Origin of the sequence: Proteus faecis (assembly GCF_003144395.1) — a bacterium.
Classification (GTDB): Bacteria; Pseudomonadota; Gammaproteobacteria; order Enterobacterales; family Enterobacteriaceae; genus Proteus; species Proteus faecis.
Genome location: NZ_PENZ01000047.1, coordinates 154510 through 171199, shown reverse-complemented (window position 1 = coordinate 171199; position 16690 = coordinate 154510). Strand labels below are relative to the sequence as shown.

The 16690-nt window shown below is 38.7% G+C and carries 11 protein-coding genes; 6 read left to right on the top strand and 5 right to left on the bottom strand.

Translation table 11 applies throughout. From position 1 onward, the window contains the following. Nucleotides 1-128 precede the first annotated feature (128 nt). Nucleotides 129-665: an isopentenyl-diphosphate Delta-isomerase gene (gene idi, locus DK858_RS16680; protein ID WP_109398364.1), complete on the bottom strand. Its 537-nt coding sequence runs from the start codon at nucleotides 663-665 to the stop codon at nucleotides 129-131. 320 nt (nucleotides 666-985) lie between these two features. On the opposite strand from idi, the gene DK858_RS16675 reads away from it, so the two are divergent. After that, nucleotides 986-2089: a glycerol dehydrogenase gene (locus tag DK858_RS16675; protein WP_109398363.1), complete on the top strand. Its 1104-nt coding sequence runs from the start codon at nucleotides 986-988 to the stop codon at nucleotides 2087-2089. A gap of 56 nt (nucleotides 2090-2145) precedes the next feature. Here the strand turns inward: DK858_RS16675 and metA are convergent, their stop codons facing one another. Next, a complete protein-coding gene (metA, locus tag DK858_RS16670; RefSeq protein WP_109398362.1) occupies nucleotides 2146-3075 on the bottom strand; it encodes a homoserine O-acetyltransferase MetA in 930 nt (309 codons plus the stop codon). Nucleotides 3076-3414: 339 nt separating this feature from the next. On the opposite strand from metA, the gene aceB reads away from it, so the two are divergent. The 3 genes from aceB (at nucleotide 3415) to aceK (ending at nucleotide 8164) form a co-directional block, all read left to right on the top strand. Next, nucleotides 3415-5007: a malate synthase A gene (gene aceB / locus DK858_RS16665; RefSeq protein WP_109398361.1), complete on the top strand. Its 1593-nt coding sequence runs from the start codon at nucleotides 3415-3417 to the stop codon at nucleotides 5005-5007. A 69-nt stretch (nucleotides 5008-5076) separates the two neighbouring features. Then, a complete protein-coding gene (gene aceA / locus DK858_RS16660; protein ID WP_072065199.1) occupies nucleotides 5077-6384 on the top strand; it encodes an isocitrate lyase in 1308 nt (435 codons plus the stop codon). A 70-nt stretch (nucleotides 6385-6454) separates the two neighbouring features. Beyond that, nucleotides 6455-8164, top strand: a complete 1710-nt coding sequence (aceK, locus tag DK858_RS16655) for a bifunctional isocitrate dehydrogenase kinase/phosphatase (protein WP_410110876.1) — start codon at nucleotides 6455-6457, stop codon at nucleotides 8162-8164. A gap of 148 nt (nucleotides 8165-8312) precedes the next feature. On the opposite strand, the gene DK858_RS16650 is transcribed toward aceK, so the two are convergent. From DK858_RS16650 to iclR, 3 genes are all read right to left on the bottom strand, one after another. Then, entirely contained in the window at nucleotides 8313-8954 is a 642-nt protein-coding gene (locus DK858_RS16650; RefSeq protein WP_109398359.1) for a bifunctional 4-hydroxy-2-oxoglutarate aldolase/2-dehydro-3-deoxy-phosphogluconate aldolase, read from the bottom strand. Between the two features lie 75 nt (nucleotides 8955-9029). Further along, nucleotides 9030-10886, bottom strand: a complete 1857-nt coding sequence (gene edd / locus DK858_RS16645; RefSeq protein WP_109398358.1) for a phosphogluconate dehydratase — start codon at nucleotides 10884-10886, stop codon at nucleotides 9030-9032. A gap of 304 nt (nucleotides 10887-11190) precedes the next feature. Continuing rightward, nucleotides 11191-12027, bottom strand: coding sequence for a glyoxylate bypass operon transcriptional repressor IclR (gene iclR / locus DK858_RS16640; RefSeq protein ID WP_109398357.1), 837 nt, complete (start codon nucleotides 12025-12027; stop codon nucleotides 11191-11193). A 252-nt stretch (nucleotides 12028-12279) separates the two neighbouring features. On the opposite strand from iclR, the gene metH reads away from it, so the two are divergent. Next, nucleotides 12280-15957, top strand: a complete 3678-nt coding sequence (gene metH / locus DK858_RS16635; RefSeq protein WP_109398356.1) for a methionine synthase — start codon at nucleotides 12280-12282, stop codon at nucleotides 15955-15957. A gap of 133 nt (nucleotides 15958-16090) precedes the next feature. Beyond that, on the top strand, nucleotides 16091-16669 hold the full coding sequence (locus DK858_RS16630) for a hypothetical protein (protein ID WP_228407349.1): 579 nt from the start codon (nucleotides 16091-16093) through the stop codon (nucleotides 16667-16669). Nucleotides 16670-16690 lie beyond the last annotated feature (21 nt).

Here is a 16690-nt window from a genome sequence, read left to right as displayed (position 1 = left end):
TGAGAGTAGGGAACTGCCAGGCATTAAATAAGACGAGAAAGCCAACCCACTGGGTTGGCTTTTTTGCGTTTGGGGTTTTTAAAAAATGAGCAATTTATTTTATATTTAGTTTGTTAATAAGATAATTGCTAAATAATACCTTGGCTCCAACGAGAAAATTGCTCAATTCCCATCCGATTTAATATATAACGAAACCAAACACTGTAATTTTGTGCATTCTCTTCAATATCTTGATAAAGAGAATCGAGAGAGAGCCAGCGGTAATCCATTACTTCATCTGGATTGCTTTGGGGTAATTCGTTACTAAACCCAAGAAATAGATGATCAAATTCATGTTCTATCAGATCATCTGTCACTTTTTCGTTATACAGAATAGTGCCGATAGATTGCATATCACATTTCATGCCTAATTCTTCATTTAAACGACGATGAATAGCATCTGAAAGTAATTCATTTGGAAGCGGGTGACTACAACATGTATTTGCCCATAAACCACCAGAGTGGTATTTGGATATTGCACGTTGTTGAATAAGTAATTGCTTTTTTGAGTTAAAAATAAATATTGAGAAGGCTCGATGTAAGGCGCCTACAATATGAGCTTCAAGCTTTGGCATCGTTCCCAGCTCATTATCATTTTTATCTACGAGAATAACAGCGTCTTCCACAAGAAATCACCTTAATAAAATAATATATTGTTATATCGTGAATATAGCATGACTGTATATCAAATAACGATTTATTGTGTTGTACTTTTTATGGCATCACCGTCGTGATGCCTTTATTATCGTGATAAATACGTAGATAATCTGTTTTTTAAAAGAATATAAAATAACTATTTGTTTTATATAAATTAAAAATAATTAACGAAAATGATTTAGATAATGACTATTAGAGAGTTTACTAGATTCATATTATGATGAGAGGTAAGATAAAATACTAATTCTGCTATTGTGTGTAGCAAAATCTAAAATAAAGGAATTTAGTTATGTCATCTATATTACCTCGTTCTGTAACCTCACCAAAAAAATTCTTTATTGGTAGTCAATTACTGTCTTCTGTCGGTAAATATGTAAAAGATTTTGGTGATAACGCATTTATTATTAGTGATGAGTTTTTTTTAGAAAAAGTAACTAAAGAAGCCATTCCTTCTCTAAAAGAAAATAGCATTGTTTCACAGGTTGAAAAATTTAATTATGAATGCACTGAGGCAGAAGTTAATCGCCTTGGTAAAATTGCGGTTGAAAATAAAGCGAACGTGATTATTGGTATTGGAGGAGGTAAGACATTAGACGTGTCTAAAGCCGTTGCTTATTATCAGCACATTCCTGTTATTTTATTTCCGACTATCGCTTCAACTGACGCTCCTTGTACGGCATTGTCTGTGTTATATAAAGAAAATGGTGAGTTTGATAAATATTTGTTCTTGCCACAAAACCCAGACGTTGTTATTGCAGATACCGCTATTATTGCCTCTGCCCCACAACGCTTTTTCTCAGCAGGTGTTGGTGATGCCCTAGCCACTTACTTTGAAGCACGTGCTTGCTATCAAGCAGACGGCTTAAATTTAGTCAATCAACGTCCATCACGTACAGGTCTTGGCTTAGCACAGCTTTGCTTTGAAATGTTAAGTGAAAACATTGATAAAGCTATGGACGCTATTCGCCATAAAATTACTACTCCTGCATTAGAACAAACAATTGAAGCGACAATCTACCTTAGTGGTGTTGGTGCTGAAGCCGGTGGTTTAGCTGCTGCTCATGCAGTAAATAATGGTATGTCTGCGGTTGAGTCTTTACACCATGTTCAACATGGTGAAAAAGTAGTATTCGGTTTATTAACTCAATTAGTGTTAGAAAATGCACCACAAGAAGAAATTGATGAAGTGATCCGTATTATTAAAGCGGCAGAATTACCACTGACACTTGAAGATATGGGCATGAAGGAATTTATTGAAAGTGAATGGCGCACTGTTGCTAAGATTGCCTGTGCAGAAGGAGACACTATGGGTAATATGCCAATGAGAGTGACTGAAGAAGATGTTTATAATGCAATGGTTGCAGCTAACGCGTTAGCTCATCGTTATAAATAATTCTTAGTTTGGTAAGTGATTATCTTAAAACCCCAAATTGATTTTGGGGTTTTTGTTTAATCTAATGTTGGATTCATTTGGGTAAGATCGAATGGTGTTATCTGATAAACATAATAGTTTAACCAATTTGCAAACAACAAATGACCATGGCTACGCCAAGAAGCAATAGGTTTTTTATTCGGATCATTATTAGGAAAATAGTTTTCTGGTAATTGAGGGTCTAGTCCTGCTTTCATATCACGATGGTATTCATCTGCTAGTGTATTGGGATCATACTCTGGGTGCCCTGTTGCAAAAACGACTCTTTTATCTTTTGATGCAAATAAATAAGCACCCGCTTCTTCTGAAGTTGCAAGGATCTCTAAATCAGTATTGTTTTGAATAAGGTCGATAGGAAAACCGGCATAACGAGAATGTGGAGCAAAAAAAGTCTCATCAAATCCACGAGTTAACAGTGAAAATGGTGAACAAGTGTTATGACTATATACGCCTGAAATTTTTTGTTCTAGTGTGTATTTTGGCAGGTTATATAAGATATTTAATCCAGCTTGAGCCGCCCAGCAAATAAAGAGTGTAGAAGTTACATGCTCTTTAGCCCATGTAATGACTTCTTTTATTTCATTCCAATAAGTCACATCTTTAAATTCCACTAGTCCTAATGGTGCACCTGTGACGATAAGTCCATCGAAATTTTGTTCTTTAATTTGGTCAAAATCGCAGTAGAAAGTATCGAGATGTTCTACTGGAGTATTTTTAGGTATACGAGAGTCAATACGCAATAATTGAATATCGATTTGAAGAGGGCTATTAGAAAGTAATCGCAGAAATTGATTTTCTGTTTCTATTTTCTTTGGCATTAAATTAAGGATAAGCACTTTTAATGGCCGAATATCTTGAATGCTCGCTCTACTGGATGTCATAACAAAGACATTTTCTTTTTGTAAACAACTGACTGCGGGTAGCTCATCGGGGACTCTAATTGGCATTTTAATAACCTCTAAAAAGCATCTAGACATCTAGAAGCCTGAATTTAGCTAATAACCTTTTGAATGTCGAGGTCTTCATGTTGTGTATGAAGAATATTCATATAAGAAAAAGCTATATAGCCAAAATTATCAAACATTAACATTCCTTTTCTCTGTCTATTCTCGATCTCTTCCAAAGTGCTCGAATTATTTTGTAATTCCGATTTTTGTACAATAAAAAAACAACGGTGTAATCACAATGTTAAAAATTATTTAAATAAAAATGGAATTCATTTTTGATTTTTGTAAAAACTGCATTAATCTTAATCAGGTGTGTAAACGCTTTTAGGGGAATGCAGAATGTCACAATCGTTAACTACAGAAGAATTAAATTTTACGCAATCTTTTGGTGAACAGGAAAAAGAGATACTAAATCATGATGTTAAGTTGTTTTTGACTGACTTGTTAAATCATTTTTCAGATAGACGCCATGCTTTATTAGCTGAAAGAGATAGCTGGAAACACAGAGTTGATAATGGTGAGCTTCCTGATTTTATTTCGGAATCAGATTCCATTATAAAATCAGAGTGGAAAGTTAACCCCATACCCAAAGATCTTCAAGACCGTCGTGTTGAAATAACAGGGCCAGTTGATCGAAAAATGGTTATCAATGCATTAAATGCTAATGTGAAAGTGTTTATGGCGGACTTTGAAGATTCCTTAGCACCTACGTGGGATAAAGTGATTGATGGTCAAATCAATTTGCGCGATGCCGTCAAAGGCACTATTTCTTATACCAATGAACAAGGCAAATGCTATCAACTTAAAGCGTCACCTGCAGTATTGATTGCCCGAGTAAGAGGACTTCACCTTCCTGAGAAGCATGTGTTATGGAAAGGGAAGCCTATTGCAGGGGGATTATTTGATTTTGCTTTGTATTTTTACCATAACCACAAAGCCCTATTAGAAAAAGGGAGTGGTCCTTATTTTTACATTCCTAAATTGCAAACATGGCAAGAAGCTAAATGGTGGAGCGATGTTTTTCATTTCACTGAAAAGCGCTTTGGTTTAGCAACAGGAACCATTAAAGCCACTGTATTAATCGAAACCTTACCCGCAGTTTTCCAAATGGAAGAAATCCTCTTTCATATGAAAGAGCATATCGTTGGGCTTAATTGTGGTCGTTGGGATTATATTTTTAGCTATATCAAAACATTAAAAAATTATCCTGATCGTGTCTTACCTGATAGACAGGGGATCACGATGACTCAACCTTTCTTAAGTGCTTATTCGCGTTTACTGATCCAGACTTGCCATAAACGTGGTGCTTTTGCTATGGGCGGAATGTCTGCATTTATTCCAAGTCGAGATCCAGAGCAGAACGGCATTATTTTGAAAAAAGTATTTGATGATAAAGAATTTGAAGCAACAAATGGCCATGATGGCACTTGGATTGCTCATCCAGGTCTTGCTGAAACGGTATTGTCTGCTTTTGATGCCGTATTGGGAACCCGCTCTAATCAGCTCGATGTGCAACGTAATGAAAAAATAACGGCAGAAATGTTATTAGCACCTTGTGCCGGTGAACGTACAGAAAAAGGCATGAGAGCGAATATCCGTGTTGCTGTGCAATATATTGAAGCATGGATTTCTGGTAATGGTTGCGTACCTATCTATGGATTAATGGAAGATGCAGCAACAGCAGAAATATCACGTACCTCTATATGGCAATGGATCCGCCATCAAAAAACACTGTCTGATGGACAAGTCGTGACCAAAGATCTCTTTCGTAAAATGCTGAGAGAAGAGCTTGAAGTGATACATCAAGAAGTCGGTGATACTCGTTTTGAAGAAGGGCGTTTTAAAGAAGCGGCTTCTTTAATGGATAAGATCACAACCCAAGATGAATTAGTCGATTTTCTGACTTTACCGGGTTACCAACTTTTAAATTAAAAAAGATACGTCACAACGTATTTATAAACTGCAAACATCATCACTACCGTATTTATAGGAGCTGTTTTTATGACTATCAGTAGATCAGAGCAAATCGCCCAATTAGAGAAAGAGTGGGAACAACCTCGCTGGAAAGGTATTACTCGTCCTTATAGCGCTGAAGATGTTATTAAATTAAGAGGTTCGGTTAACCCAGAACATACCTTAGCAAGACGTGGTGCACAAAGGCTTTGGTCATCATTAAATGGAAAATCGAAGAAAGGCTATGTTAATGCATTGGGTGCTTTAACGGGTGGGCAAGCATTGCAACAAGCAAAAGCAGGATTAGAAGCTGTTTATCTTTCAGGGTGGCAAGTCGCTGCTGATGCCAACACAGCTGCAAGCATGTACCCTGATCAGTCGCTATATCCAGTTGATTCTGTTCCTAATGTTGTCCAACGTATTAATAATACCTTTAGACGAGCCGATCAAATTCAGTGGTCAAATGGCATTGGTCCTCAACATAAAGATTATATTGATTTTTTCCTTCCTATTGTGGCTGATGCGGAAGCCGGTTTTGGGGGAGTATTAAATGCCTTTGAATTAATGAAGGCGATGATTGAGGCGGGAGCAGCAGGTGTTCACTTTGAAGATCAGTTAGCAGCAGTGAAAAAATGCGGTCATATGGGGGGAAAAGTACTTGTTCCGACCCAAGAGGCTGTTCAAAAGCTGGTTGCTGCACGTTTAGCCGCAGATGTGTCTGATGTGCCTACATTACTTGTTGCAAGAACGGATGCCGATGCAGCCGATCTCTTGACTTCAGACTGCGATCCTTATGATAGTTCGTTCTTAACTGGAGAACGCACACCTGAAGGTTTTTTCTGTACTCATGCAGGTATTGATCAAGCTATTAGTCGAGGGCTTGCTTATGCTCCTTACGCCGATCTGGTGTGGTGTGAAACATCGCTACCTGATCTGAAAATGGCGGCTAAGTTTGCTGAAGCTATCCACGATAAATATCCAGGGAAAATGTTGGCTTACAACTGTTCTCCTTCCTTTAACTGGAAAAAGAACCTAGATGATCGCACGATAGCGCATTTCCAAGATGAACTCTCCGCAATGGGATATAAATTCCAATTTATTACGTTAGCAGGCATTCACAGCATGTGGTTCAACATGTTCGATCTGGCTCATGATTATGCTAAGGGCGAAGGTATGAAACATTATGTTGAGAAAGTGCAAGAAAAAGAGTTTGCGGCACTTAATCAAGGTTATACCTTCTCATCGCATCAGCAAGAGGTCGGAACAGGGTATTTTGATAAAGTCACGACGATTATTCAAGGTGGCATGTCTTCGGTGACGGCACTAACAGGCTCAACAGAAGAACAGCAATTCTAAGATCCAAAAATATTATTATCTGTTTTTGTGGTGATAATTCAGGAGCAGGATGCTCCTCTTTTTCGTGAGGTTGCTAATGACGCCAGAAGATTTAATTGCTCAAACAATTTTACAAGGCTTTGATGCCCAATATGGTCGCTTCCTTGAGATAACGTCAGGGGCACAATATCGTTTTGAGCAAGCGGATTGGCATGGTGTGCAAATCGCGATGAAAGAGCGCATCCGTTTATATGATAATCATGTTGGATTAGTCGTTGAGCAACTTAAATGTATTCGACATGATATTGATAAAGATAGTCTTTTTTTACAAAAGGTGAAAGATAACTATACGCAATTATTACCCAATTACCCTCGATTTGAGATTGCAGAGAGTTTTTTTAATTCTGTTTATTGTCGTCTGTTTTACCATCGTGAGTTGAATAAAAAAAACCTCTTTGTTTTTTCATCACAGCCAGCTTACCGCTTTACACAAGCGCCTCGACCGTTATCAAAGCAGTTTGTTATTCAGAGTGATTTACCCGCATTATTGCAAGACATTTTATCACGTTTACCTTTGCGACTACCGTGGCAAAATAAACAACGTGATATTCACTCTATTTGTAACGTACTTACCGCTCAGTTCTCTTCTGAACAATTACAGAGTGCGGTATTTCATATCGCAAATGAACTCTTTTATCGTAATAAAGCGGCTTGGTTGATTGGCAAAATAGTGATTAATGATCAATATATTCCATTCTTATTACCCATTCATAATGTTGAACAACAATTACTGATTGATACCTGCCTTATCTCGGCAGATGAAGCGAGTATTGTCTTTGGTTTTGCCCGCTCTTATTTTATGGTTTATGCCCCATTTCCTGCTGCATTAGTCGCGTGGTTAAGAGATATCTTACCGAGCAAATCTATTGCGGAGCTTTATATGTCGATAGGGTGTCAAAAACACGGCAAAACAGAATACTATCGTGAATACCTTGCCTTTATGAATTTTTCATCAGAGCAATTTATTGAAGCTCCTGGTGTAAAGGGGATGGTGATGTTGGTCTTTACATTACCAACTTATGATCGTGTTTTTAAAGTGATCAAAGATAAGTTTGCACCACAAAAAACGATCACGGCAGAGCGTGTAAAAGAATGCTATCAATTGGTTAAAGAGCACGATCGTGTTGGGCGAATGGCAGATACTCAAGAGTTTGAGAATTTTATGATCGAGAAGAAAAGAATTAGCCCTGAATTAATGACGATCTTTGAACAAGAGATCGCCAATAAATTGGAAGATCTGGGCGATAAGATATTGATCCGTCATCTTTATATGGAGCGGAGAATGATACCGCTCAATATCTATATGGAGAAGTGCGATGATAATCAACTTAAAGCTATTGTTGAAGATTATGGGCAGGCGTTGAAGGAGCTTATTGCGGCGAATATTTTTCCCGGCGATATGCTGTTTAAAAACTTTGGTGTGACTCGACATCATCGTGTGATTTTCTATGACTATGATGAAATTAGTTATATGACAGATATGAATTTTCGTGCGATCCCTCCTGCTCGTTACCCTGAAGATGAATTAGCAAGTGAGCCTTGGTATAGCGTTGCACTCAATGATGTATTTCCTGAAGAATTTCGCTATTTTTTATGTAGTGATAAGCGAGTTTGCCACTATTTTGAAGCTCAACATCATGAGCTTTTATCACCAGAATATTGGCAACAGCAACAGCAAAAAATTAAAGAAGGGTATATCGAAGATGTTTATGCCTATTCCCAAACTAAGCGATTTACTTAATAAATTGCCTTAGACAGACGGTTGCGGTCTAAGAAGTGGGAAGCCTCGCCCGACAGGGCGGGGAGCAGTCACGAAAAGATAAAAATAAAGATAGGTACAAGGGGATACCTACCTTTATTGGATAAAACCTATTTTTGTATTGAGATAATTAACGTTGAGTGCCTGCAACGGCTTCTTTAGCTAATTCGGTAATACGTTTGAAATCACCTGCTTTCACTGCATCGTTAGGCACTAACCAAGAACCACCAATACAAAGTACGCTCTCAAGTGCAAGGTAATTACGGTAGTTTTCAGGTGAAATGCCACCAGTTGGGCAGAAACGGACTGTTGAGAATGGGCCTGCAATTGCTTTTAATGCCTTGACCCCACCATTAGCTTCTGCTGGGAAAAATTTAAATTCATTTAAACCGTAGCTCATTCCCAGCATTAATTCAGAAACTGTTGAAATACCTGGGATTAAAGGAATAGTTCCCGCAACGGCTGCTTTGAGTAATGCTTCTGTTAATCCAGGGCTAATAGCAAATTGAGCACCGGCTTCAGTGACTTGTGCTAATTGTTGAGGATTAATTACTGTACCCGCGCCAACAATAGCTTCAGGCACTTCTTTTGCAATACGGCGGATAGCCTCAATTGCACATTCTGTACGTAATGTCACTTCTAAAACTTTTACGCCACCGGCGACTAAAGCTTTTGCTACAGGGACGGCATCATCAATATGGTTGATAACAATAACAGGAACAACAGGCCCTGATTTTAGTACAGACTCTGCACTTGTATTCCAATGATCCATGATTGTATTTCCTAATCAGAAAGTGGTGAGCAAATAAATGCAATCTGCTCCTCGTTAAGCCTCAAACTTGCTATATTAAAAATCAATGCAGCAAGCACCTTGTTCAGCACCTGATAAATGACGGCGTAAATTAACGAATAACTCACGACCACAGCCTGTATTATTGGCACTTAAATCAGGAATTTCATCTTGGCGAGCATTTAATATTTGCTCATCGACAAGCAACGTTAACTCACCTGTTTTACCATTAACACGAATGATATCACCATCACGTACTTTGGATAATAAACCTCTATTAACAGCCTCTGGTGTAACATGAATTGCTGCGGGAACTTTACCTGAAGCGCCTGAAAGTCGACCATCTGTAACTAATGCTACTTTATAGCCTTTATCCATTAATACACCTAAAGGTGGCATCAGTTTATGCAATTCAGGCATACCATTCGCTTGCGGTCCTTGATAACGTACAACAACCACACAATCTTTATTTAACTCGCCGGCTTCAAACTTAGCGGCGATATCATGTTGGCTATTAAATACAATGGCAGGCGCTTCGATGATTTTATTTTCATCAGGCACTGCTGAGGTCTTCATTACAGCTCGACCTAAATTACCCTGCATTACTTGTGTTCCACCATGCGATGAGAATGGGGTATTTATATCGGCAATCACATCTTTATCTAAAGAGCTTATTGCGCCTTCACGCCAATCAAGTTTACCGTCATTTAACCAAGGCTCTAAGGTATATCGCTCAATACCAAATCCAGCAACAGTGTTTACATCACGATGAATTAAGCCTTTTTTCAGTAATTGACGAATGATCAGTGCAATGCCGCCTGCTGCTTGAAATTGGTTGATATCGGCAGGCCCATTAGGATAAATGCGTGCAATAAGAGGAACAACTTGAGACAGTTCAGAAAAATCATCCCAATTAATTATAATCCCTGCTGCGCGTGCCATGGCGACTAAGTGCATGGTTAGATTAGTTGAACCACCTGTTGTCAGTAGCGCAATAATGCCGTTAACAATGACTTTTTCATCAACTAACTGACCGATAGGAAGATAATTACCTGAGTTTTCTGTTAATCGTACAATCTGATTTGCCGCAGCATCTGTTAATGCATCACGCAATGGCGTATCTGGATGGACAAAAGAAGCGCCGGGTAGATGTAATCCCATCATTTCCATGACCATTTGATTAGAGTTTGCTGTACCGTAAAAAGTACAGGTTCCAATGCTATGATAAGATGCCGCCTCGGCTTCTAACAACGCATTACGATCAACTTTACCTTCTGCATAGAGTTGGCGAATACGGACTTTTTCTTTATTTGGCAAACCGCTAGTCATGGGGCCTGCTGGAACAAAAATGGCAGGAAGATGACCAAAAGAGAGAGCGGCCATAGTCAGTCCGGGAACGATTTTATCGCAGATCCCTAAATAGAGTGCACCATCAAACATATTATGGGATAAACCAACTGCCGCTGACATTGCAATAACATCACGACTTAGGAGCGATAGCTCCATACCATCTTGTCCCTGTGTGACACCGTCGCACATTGCTGGAACACCGCCTGCTACTTGTCCTACGGCACCAACAGCATGTAATGCTTTTTTAATTTTTTGGGGATAATCTTCATACGGCTTATGAGCCGACAACATATCATTGTAAGCCGTGATAATGGCAATATCATTATGAACCATATTTTTCAGGCGATTTTTATCATCAGCCTGACAAGCAGCAAAACCATGAGCTAAATTACCGCAAGCCAACTGAGCACGATGTACGGTTTGACTTTTTGCAGCTTCAATTTTTTTCAGATAAGCACGACGAGTTGCATATGAGCGAGCAATAATGCGCTCAGTCACCTGCTTTACTGTCTCATTAAGGGGAACAAAGTCGTTCTGAATAGGGTCATGATTTTTAGGGTTCATAATGATACTTCCTTTATTCACACAAGGGTGATGAGCGTTACTATTGGCTTTCAAAAGAGGATCTTTAAATTCGCTATAGTATTTGTTACCGGTAACATTGTTACGGGTAACAAGAAGAGTTGCAATACTCTTAATTCGTCTTAAACAACATCTGTGATCGACATCAATTTTTTAAGGTGATAAGTAACAGTTTTTTAATATTTGATGGGAATAAAGAGATAAAAGTCGCTTTTTTGCAAAGCTGAATCGTTTTATTTTGGAAAATACCTTCCTTGCTGTTGATGACAAGGAAGGAGAAATTGGGTTAACTTTTTACACCGCCATATTCACGGCTAATTTGTTTTGCTGCTTTGATAACCATTGCACCTAATTCAGTGATACGCGAATCCGTCATTCTAGAAACTGGGCCTGAAAGTGAAATAGCCGCAAAAGGCTGGTGGTGTTCATCATAAATACAAGCACCTATACAGCGCAGGCCTAAAGCATGTTCTTCATCATCGAAAGAAAAACCTTGTTTGCGAGCCTGCTCTAAGTTTTCTTTTAAGGATGAAGGGAGTGTTCGGGTGTGAGGTGTATAAGCCATTAGACCTTTCTTCTGGAGCAAAGGCAGTAATTTATTATCTGCTAAAGTAGAAAGGAATGCTTTACCTGCACCAGATGCATGCATCGGTAATTTACCGCCAATAGGCGCTGACATTCTCATTAGCGCATTACATTGCACCTGATCGACAATTACTGCATCAAATTCAATTTGGTCAAGAATAGCTAGGTTAACGGTTTCGCCAGAATCTTCCATCAACTGACGTAAAATAGGATGCACCATGACCAAAAGATTGCGAGTTTGTAGAAAGCTACTGCCAACAATAAAGGCGTGAGTGCCTACAACCCATAAGCCTAAATCTCCGACTTGACGAACAAAACCATGTTGTTGAAGTGTCGTGAGTAGGCGATGTGTTGTGGAATTGGGTAATCCTGCTTGAAATGCGAGATCGGTCAGAGCGATACCACCCGGAGATTCGGAAATATATTCCAATAGTGTAAGTCCGCGACTTAACGATTGAACAGGGCCTCCTTGTGTAGTGCTTTGAGTGGCAGTTGTTTTTGTCTTACGCACTTTTTTATTTGTAGGGGAAACTGTCATGTATACACTCCAGAAATGCTATCCATATTAATATCTATTATGAACTATCTCGCGTAATAAAACTCCTCCGATCACCGCATTTTTCAAAACAATATGTGTGATAAGAAATATTTATTAAAAGCGTTTATCACTAAGTGAAAATCTCTCATCTTCGTCTTAGAAATCTTTGCAAAAAGATATGGTAGGATAAAAAAACAACGAAATAACGATAAAAAATAAGCACAAAAGCATTCTCGATTAAGAGGAAATAACGTGGCAAACATAAAACAACAACTGGTGGAAGCATTAGAAAAACGTATCTTAGTACTTGATGGCGCAATGGGGACGATGATCCAGCAATATCAACTTACAGAAGTCGATTATCGAGGTGAACGTTTTGCTGATTGGAATTGTGATGTTAAAGGGAATAATGATCTTTTAGTCTTAACACAACCTCAGATCATTGCTGATATACATGATGCTTATTTTCAAGCCGGTGCTGATATTGTTGAAACCAATACCTTTAACTCGACTTCTATCGCGATGGCTGATTATCACATGGAGTCACTCTGTTTTGAGTTGAATGAAGAGGCTGCAAAATTAGCGAGAGCCTGTGCAGATAAATGGAGTGCTTTAACTCCGGATAAACCTCGCTATGTTGCGGGTGTTTTAGGGCCAACAAACAGAACGGCATCTATATCCCCTGATGTTAATGATCCAGCTTTTCGTAATGTTTCATTTGATAAGCTGGTAGAGGCTTATCGAGAAGCAACGCGTGGGTTAATTAAAGGCGGTGTTGATTTAATTATGGTCGAAACTATTTTCGACACACTAAATGCGAAAGCGGCTATTTTTGCGATTAAATGTGAGTTTGAATCGCTCAATATTGAATTACCTGTGATGATCTCTGGCACCATTACAGATGCTTCAGGAAGAACCCTAACGGGTCAAACAACAGAAGCATTTTATCACTCCTTACGTCATGCTGATGCGCTCTCATTTGGTTTAAACTGCGCGTTAGGCCCTAAAGAATTACGCCAATATATTCAAACACTTTCACAAATTTCTGAAACTTATGTTAGTGCTCATCCTAATGCTGGTTTGCCTAATGCATTTGGAGGCTATGATTTAGATGCTCAAGAAATGGCTGAGCAAATTAAAGAGTGGGCACAAGCGGGTTTTCTTAATATTGTAGGTGGATGTTGCGGAACAACACCTGCGCATATTCTTGCTATTTCACAAGCAGTAGAAGGTATTGCACCAAGAGTATTACCAACCTTGAAAAAAGCATGCCGCCTTTCAGGTCTTGAGCCATTAATCATTGATGAGAATTCACTGTTTGTGAATGTGGGTGAACGAACCAATGTTACAGGATCGGCTAAATTTAAACGTTTAATAAAAGAAGGAAACTATCAAGAGGCGTTAGATGTTGCGCGTCAGCAAGTTGAAAATGGTGCTCAAATCATTGATATCAACATGGATGAAGGCATGTTAGATGCAGTTGAAGCCATGACACGTTTTCTAAATCTGATTGCGGGTGAGCCTGATATTGCTAAAGTTCCTGTGATGATTGATTCTTCTAAATGGGAAGTGATTGAAGAGGGATTAAAATGTATTCAAGGCAAAGGCATTGTTAACTCTATTTCAATGAAAGAGGGAGAAAAACCTTTTCTTGAACACGCTAAATTAGTACGTAAATATGGTGCAGCAGTTGTTGTTATGGCATTTGATGAAGTGGGGCAAGCGGATACTCGAGAGCGCAAAATTGAAATTTGTCGCCGAGCTTATCAACTTCTCACAGAACAGGCAGGTTTCCCACCTGAAGATATTATTTTTGATCCTAATATTTTTGCTGTTGCAACCGGTATTGCTGAACATAATAATTATGCTGTTGATTTTATTGAAGTCTGTGCGGATATTAAGTCTCAACTACCTTATGCCTTAATTTCTGGTGGTGTTTCTAACGTTTCATTTTCATTTCGAGGTAACGATCCCGTTCGTGAGGCTATTCACTCTGTTTTTCTCTATTACGCCGTTAAAAATGGCATGGATATGGGAATTGTGAATGCAGGGCAACTTGCCATTTACGACTCATTACCGGATGAACTGCGTAACGCAGTAGAAGATGTCATATTAAATCGTCATGAAGAGAGTACTGATAATTTATTAGCACTTGCTGAGCGTTATCGTGGTAGTAAAAGTGATGAGCAAAATCATCAGTTGGCAGAATGGCGACAATGGGATGTAGAAAAACGCTTAGAATACGCGTTAGTGAAAGGGATCACTGAATTTATTGTTGAAGATACCGAAGCGTGTCGACAACAAGCATCAAGCCCGATTGAAGTCATAGAAGGGCCATTGATGAATGGCATGAATACTGTTGGAGATTTATTTGGCGAAGGTAAAATGTTTTTACCTCAAGTTGTGAAATCAGCAAGGGTGATGAAACAAGCCGTTGCTTATCTTGAACCTTATATTCAAGCGACAAAACAAGCGGGTACATCCGCAGGTAAAGTTTTACTGGCTACCGTAAAAGGGGATGTTCACGATATTGGTAAAAATATTGTGGGTGTGGTTTTGCAGTGCAATAACTACGAAATTATCGATTTAGGTGTGATGGTGCCTTGCGATAAAATTTTGCAAACAGCAATTGATGAAAAAGTCGACATTATTGGTCTTTCAGGACTTATCACACCTTCACTTGATGAAATGGTGAATGTTGCCAAAGAGATGGAAAGGCGCGGTTTTTCTTTACCTTTAATGATTGGGGGAGCAACAACGTCTAAAGCACATACTGCCGTAAAAATAGAGCCGAATTATAGTCATCCTACTGTTTATGTACAAAATGCATCGAGAACTGTAGGTGTTGTTGCTGCACTATTATCTGAAACACAAAAAGCCGATTTTGTTGCTAAAACACGACGGGAATACGAAGTCGTACGTCAGCAATACGCTAGAAAAAAACCTCGTACACCGCCCGTTTCTATAGAGGTTGCGCGAAACAATGCGCTACAAATTGATTGGCAAAATTACACACCGCCAAAACCTAATCAATTAGGAGTGCAAGAGATCACAGCAAGTATTGAAATATTGCGTGAATATATCGATTGGACCCCTTTCTTTATGACATGGTCTTTAGCTGGAAAATACCCACGTATTTTAGAAGATGATGTGGTTGGTGAAGAGGCTAAGCGTGTATTTGCTGATGCAAATGCGATGCTGGATAAATTAAGTTGTGAAAAATTATTAACACCAAAAGGAATTGTTGGGATATTTCCAGCTAATCGTGTCGGTGATGACATTGTGATTTATCGCGATGAAACTAGGCAACAACCGTTGTTATATAGCTGCCATTTACGTCAGCAAACAGAGAAAAAAGAGTTTCCTAATTACTGTTTAGCGGATTTTATTGCACCCGCAGAAAGTGGTATTGCTGATTACTTCGGTGCTTTTGCAGTAACAGGCGGATTAGAAGAAGATACTCTCGCGAATGCTTATGATAATGCCCATGATGATTATAATAAAATTATGGTAAAAGCATTATCAGATAGATTAGCAGAAGCCTTTGCCGAATATCTTCATCAGCAAGTCAGAACGAAAATTTGGGGCTACAGCCCTGATGAAAACCTCTCTAATGACGAATTAATTAGAGAAAAATATCAAGGAACACGACCTGCGCCTGGTTATCCTGCTTGCCCTGAACACACGGAAAAAGCCAAAATTTGGCAATTACTTGATGTTGAAAATCGCATTGGGATGAAATTGACTGATGCTTATGCCATGTGGCCTGGGGCGTCAGTATCGGGTTGGTATTTTAGTCATCCTGATAGTAAATATTTCGCTGTTGCTCAAATACAAAAAGATCAGGTTGAAGATTATGCACAACGCCGAGGGATGAGCGTCAGTGAAGTTGAACGTTGGCTTGCTCCTAATTTAGGGTATGAGTCTTAATTTCTCTTAATTCTGAGATCTCAACAATATAATAAATACCATGGGGATCGAGATATCCCCTTGTTATTTTCTCTCGCAGTTCCTATTAAAGGTGTATAAGCTATAAGCCTGTATCAGAAAAAAGGACATGACGATGAGTTATACTTTGTATCTTCAGAAAACGCCCCTTACGGGCACTGAAATACCTTTTCCTTCTTTAGCGAAAGGGGGTTATCCCTTAAATGAAGTGTTAATTAATGCTTTTTTAAATCTGATGCAATTAACAGGAAGTTTAGATACAGAGGCAATTTTAGACGAAAAAGCATTTGATAATATTTGGCTAAAAGCAGAAATGACGCCGGCTCGAATCGAAGAAGTGGGAGACTATATTTATCATAAAATTCCTACCTCTCCAGAGCCTGTTGAAGAAGAAATAGAATTATTTAAACAGGCAATGAAAGAAGAAGAGGCATTATTAGCCAAAGAAAGTGACAAAGAAGGTCATATCCCTATTCATAAATTTGCTACCAATGATGGTTGGATTGTCACACCAAATGAGTGTGAAATCATTGCCGCTACGCTTACCGCTAAGTTGCTGGAAGATAACCGAGTTTTTGTTGAAAAAATTGCAAAAATGTCTCATCTTTCGCATAAAACTTTAGAGATTGCCTTAATTGATTTTGGTAAATTTAATCAATTTGCAAAAAAATATGGTGGTTATCGGGTTTATTAAAAATGAAGTGTTTTTAATGCA

Bases quoted from the DNA above. Each gene is read 5' to 3' on its own strand.
- DK858_RS16675 (WP_109398363.1), top strand. From the start codon at position 986: ATGTCATCTATATTACCTCGTTCTGTAACCTCACCAAAAAAATTCTTT.
- metA (WP_109398362.1), bottom strand. From the start codon at position 3,075: ATGCCAATTAGAGTCCCCGATGAGCTACCCGCAGTCAGTTGTTTACAA.
- aceB (WP_109398361.1), top strand. From the start codon at position 3,415: ATGTCACAATCGTTAACTACAGAAGAATTAAATTTTACGCAATCTTTT.
- aceA (WP_072065199.1), top strand. From the start codon at position 5,077: ATGACTATCAGTAGATCAGAGCAAATCGCCCAATTAGAGAAAGAGTGG.
- DK858_RS16650 (WP_109398359.1), bottom strand. From the start codon at position 8,954: ATGGATCATTGGAATACAAGTGCAGAGTCTGTACTAAAATCAGGGCCT.
- edd (WP_109398358.1), bottom strand. From the start codon at position 10,886: ATGAACCCTAAAAATCATGACCCTATTCAGAACGACTTTGTTCCCCTT.
- iclR (WP_109398357.1), bottom strand. From the start codon at position 12,027: ATGACAGTTTCCCCTACAAATAAAAAAGTGCGTAAGACAAAAACAACT.
- DK858_RS16630 (WP_228407349.1), top strand. From the start codon at position 16,091: ATGAGTTATACTTTGTATCTTCAGAAAACGCCCCTTACGGGCACTGAA.